The sequence below is a fragment of the Paraburkholderia piptadeniae genome (assembly GCF_900007165.1).
GTDB classification, from domain to species: Bacteria; Pseudomonadota; Gammaproteobacteria; order Burkholderiales; family Burkholderiaceae; genus Paraburkholderia; species Paraburkholderia piptadeniae.
The window spans coordinates 1-2,832 of sequence record NZ_CYGY02000216.1 but is presented as its reverse complement, the minus strand read 5'-3'; the positions used below and the strand labels follow the sequence as shown (position 1 = coordinate 2,832).

3 protein-coding genes are annotated in these 2,832 nt (G+C 63.0%); 2 read left to right on the top strand and 1 reads right to left on the bottom strand.

What is annotated here, in order from left to right:
* Window positions 1-206 precede the first annotated feature (206 nt).
* Complete coding sequence (nifH, locus tag BN2476_RS44775; protein WP_087740478.1) at window positions 207-1,088, bottom strand: nitrogenase iron protein; 882 nt, start codon at window positions 1,086-1,088, stop codon at window positions 207-209.
* A gap of 449 nt (window positions 1,089-1,537) precedes the next feature.
* On the opposite strand from nifH, the gene BN2476_RS44765 reads away from it, so the two are divergent.
* Both BN2476_RS44765 and BN2476_RS44760 read left to right on the top strand, forming a co-directional pair.
* Window positions 1,538-2,146, top strand: a complete 609-nt coding sequence (locus BN2476_RS44765) for a hypothetical protein (protein WP_087740476.1) — start codon at window positions 1,538-1,540, stop codon at window positions 2,144-2,146.
* Between the two features lie 88 nt (window positions 2,147-2,234).
* Entirely contained in the window at window positions 2,235-2,825 is a 591-nt protein-coding gene (locus BN2476_RS44760) for an ankyrin repeat domain-containing protein (protein WP_087740475.1), read from the top strand.
* The last annotated feature ends 7 nt before the right edge of the window (window positions 2,826-2,832 follow it).

Below are 2,832 nucleotides of genomic sequence, written 5' to 3'. Positions count from 1 at the left end.
ACAGTCGGGCTTGCCCTGTTCAAAGGAACCCAGATGCTTGGCGCGGCGCTTGGCCATCTTTTCGGGGTAGGCCTGCAGCACTTCATCGATCAGGGCCTTGTTGGCGGCCTTGCGTTCTTCAACCGTCGCGGTCATTGCATATCCCATAAGTAGAGAATGTCATCGCCGGATCCGGCCGCCGGACGGCGACCGTCGTCCGGCATTCGTCAGGCGGTCAGCTCGGCCGCCTTTTTTCCGACCTGCGACTCGTCGACCTGCACCATGATGCCTTTCTCCATCAGCAGGTCCTCGAGCTGGTCCATCGTGATCGGCGTCGGAATCACACCATTGCCGCCGTTGTGATGAATCTTCTCGGCAAGCGCGCGATACTGGCCCGCCTGTGCACTGTCCGGCGCATACTCGATCACGGTCATTCGCCGCAGTTCCGCGTGCTGGACGATGTTGTCGCGCGGCACGAAGTGGATCAGCCTCGTGCCGAGCATCGTCGCGAGCGATTCGGCAAGCTCCAGTTCCTTGTCGGTCTTGCGCTCGTTGCAGATGAGCCCGCCCAGGCGCACGCCCCCACTGTTCGCGTATTTCAGGATGCCCTTCGAGATGTTGTTCGCTGCGTACATCGCCATCATCTCGCCTGACATGACAATGTAGATTTCCTGCGCCTTGTTCTCGCGAATGGGCATGGCGAAGCCACCGCACACCACGTCGCCGAGCACGTCGTACGACACGTAGTCCACACCGTCATACGCGCCGTTCTCCTCGAGGAAGTTGATCGACGTGATGACGCCGCGGCCCGCGCAGCCAACGCCCGGCTCAGGGCCGCCCGACTCGACGCAGCGGATGTCCTTGTAGCCGATCTTCATTACGTCATCGAGTTCGAGGTCCTCGACTGAACCCGCTTCCGCCGCGAGCGAGAGAATCGTGTCCTGCGCCTTCGCGTGCAGTATCAGGCGTGTCGAGTCAGCCTTTGGATCACACCCTACGATGAGGATCTTCTGCCCGAGGTCGCTCAGCGCCGCGAGCGTATTCTGCGACGTGGTGGACTTGCCGATGCCGCCTTTGCCGTAGAAGGCGATTTGCCGAAGTTGAGACATTGTCGTACTCCATTGACATGGAAGGTGAAACCAGGGTTGCGAATCAGGTCTGCAAAGCCGCGACCATGTCCTCAGCCTGCGGTGTCCGTATGGTCTTCTTCTGTCGAGTCACGCATCGGCCGGATTGTGTCCGCGCGGCCCCGTCGACGCAGCTTTCGTGCCATAAATGCGCAGATCGTCGAAACCCGGGGCAGGCCGGGTTTCCGGCAGGTGTTCCTGCATTGCGGCCTGCGACGTTCGCGACGTCGCCTTCCCGACAAACCCCGCGCCTTTTGTCGCAAACGACATGGGCAGCACCGGGCCGCCCGTCCGTTCAGCCTGCCCGGCCCCGCCCTCGCCGCCCTTGGCGCTGGTACGGATGTTGCAGCCCTCTGGGCCGTCCCGCTGAGGATGTACGATCCCGCGCCCGGATCCACGGGCGCGCCAGAATCTGGAAAAGAGGAATGCTAATGACTGACACGATCAGCCCCCGTGAACTCGACGAAACCCCATTGGCCCGTCTGCAGCACGAGGGCCGACTCCTTAACGCGGTGTTCAAGGGGCATACGGACGCGCCTGGCCGGATCGGCTTTCGCGGTGAGCTCGCGCTACGCTTTGGGCCGCGGCTCGCCGACGAGGCGCGCCCGCCCGAGCTTTCCTGCGAACAGGTCATGGCGGTAGCGGACGTCGGCGACCCGCACCTCCCGTTCTTCGCCGGCTGGCTATTGAGCTTCGAACACCTGAGGGACGTCGCGGAAGTGCTCGGCGATGCCCTCTCGGCCAGCGGAACGTATTTCCTGTTCTGCGACAACATCGATCTGTCCAGGCGCTATCAGGTGCCGTACAACGGAGCGATGTTCTACGTGCTGCCGATTGTGGAATCGACCGTCTACAACGAGATGCTCGAACTCCTGCATCTGGAGAAGAGCGAACTGAAAAGGAAAGACACGGCCGGCAAGCTCGACGCGATCGCCGACGCCGCGATCCTCTTTGACGTACCGTTTGACACGATCAGTTACGCGGAAGGACTCGAAGTGATGGGACCGGTTCGCAATCCAAACGAAAACAGGCCGGTCTGACGTACCTTTCAGTGCGCGTCGGGCGCCTCAACCTGCAGCTGTGCGCCCCCGTGACGGCGACGCCTATCCACCGAGCCGGAGTGCCATCATGTCACTGCCCAACGAAACTGTCCCATACGAAAGCGCAAGCGGCCGCGACGCCACGTGCGCAACGCTCGGAACATGGCTGTCGAGCCACGACTTCCCGGACATTCATTCGCGCAGCATTGAGGGCATGACGCCGCTGATGGTGGCGGCGCTGCACGGCGAAGACCGCATAGTCGCCGGCTTGCTAGGCGAAGGTGCAGACGTCGGCGCGCTCGACGACGAAGGTAACCAGGCGCTCTGGTACGCGTGTCTGGGCGGCGCACCCGCGCCGATCCTGCGGTTGATCGGGGCCGGCCTCGACATTGATCACGCGAACGGGAACGACATCACGTGCCTGATGCAGGCCGCCGCCAGCGGCCGGGTCGAGCTCATGTGGCTGCTGATATCGCTCGGCGCGAGCGACGGCCTGGTGGCGCCCGACGGGCGCAACGCATTCGACATGGCCACCGATTTCGGACTACAGCTGCTGCGCATGGTAGGCCGACTCAGAGACGCCGCCCGGGCATCGTCCCCCGTCACCGGGCGGTACGTTGCGCAACCGGGGCAACCACGGATTCCGGGTGACGTCTTGCCGGATAATGCTTCGCGCTGAAGAGAAC